Below are 805 nucleotides of genomic sequence, written 5' to 3' on the forward strand. Positions count from 1 at the left end.
CAAGAATGATCAAGATTTTACTAGTGTCTAACGGGTATCTAATACCAATTCATGAAAGTGTGACAACACTTTTGTGAATTAACAACCAACCCTAGTAAGGGTTTGCAAACTAAAAATGGCTACGCCATTTTTAGTTTTGGTCTTAGCTCTGGATTTTAATTATGCTGAGGAACTTCACATTCCTTGCGTCGAGTTTGAGCACAGATTGCTATAAGAAAATGCAGAATTTAACCCCCAATTAGAACCGTCATTTCTGCTTTGCCCACAAAAGTAGTTATGGGGGTTGGTGGAGCATTGACATTGATTCCAACTACTTGGGAGGTAGTTCTTGCCGCAAAGCGTCCGCCGATGATGACAGTAAAAGAACCTAGGACGATTGAACCTACTACTAAATTGCCAGCTACAGCATCGCCAACACAGGCTGCGGGCATCCCTCCGATTAAGACTGTAGGTGCGCCAGGACCAATAATAGTGTCATTTGTAACAGTCTTATCACTTAACCTTGCTGCTGGAAACATATATAGATATATAGATTAGGTATTGAAGAATGGAGCGAGTTTGAGAAAAGAGAACTAACGAAAAGATTAATAGGGCAATAATTAAGTCGTTAAGTAAGTTGGCATAATTAAAATCCTGAGTCAAAAGCTGTAGCGCACGCGCAGCGTGCGCTACAGCTTTTGGGGTTTTATATTTAATTGCGCCTAGATACATACAGTTGGCTAACTTATCTAATTAATCTTAACTAAACCGCCTTTAATTGTATTAATGAAACTAGCTTCGACATTTACCAAAGGTGCTTCCATTT

General features: G+C 39.5%; 1 protein-coding gene. It reads right to left on the reverse strand.

Annotated features, from left to right (window positions below):
- Positions 1 to 227: 227 nt before the first annotated feature.
- On the reverse strand, positions 228 to 518 hold the full coding sequence (locus tag AC805_RS15020) for a PAAR domain-containing protein (protein ID WP_009625893.1): 291 nt from the start codon (positions 516 to 518) through the stop codon (positions 228 to 230).
- Between the last annotated feature and the right edge of the window lie 287 nt (positions 519 to 805).

The sequence above is a fragment of the Pseudanabaena sp. 'Roaring Creek' genome (assembly GCF_001402795.1).
Lineage (GTDB): Bacteria > Cyanobacteriota > Cyanobacteriia > Pseudanabaenales > Pseudanabaenaceae > Pseudanabaena.